Genomic DNA, 257 nt, shown 5'->3' on the forward strand with positions numbered 1-257 from the left:
CTTAGTCAGTCCGACCACATCAAGCCATTCACGAGCGCTACGCTCTGCACTCGACTTGCTGCGGCCACCCATGATAGGGCCAAACATCACATTTTCTTTGACCGTCTTCCAAGGAAATAACGTATAGCCTTGAAAACCCATGCCACGGCTGGCACTTGGGCCTTTTACTTTTTCTTTATCAACGATTACTTCTCCACTGGGATACGCATCTAATCCTGCAACGATACGCCCCAATGTTGATTTACCACAACCAGATG

The 257-nt window shown here is 48.2% G+C and carries 1 protein-coding gene; it reads right to left on the reverse strand.

Annotation, left to right across the window (positions count from 1 at the left end; translation table 11 throughout):
* The coding region (locus SB749_RS20060) for an ATP-binding cassette domain-containing protein (RefSeq protein ID WP_410711855.1) at positions 1-257 on the reverse strand (257 nt) is incomplete at both ends.

The sequence above is a fragment of the Brevibacterium sp. SIMBA_078 genome (genome assembly GCF_046534565.1).
Classification (GTDB): Bacteria; Actinomycetota; Actinomycetes; order Actinomycetales; family Brevibacteriaceae; genus Brevibacterium.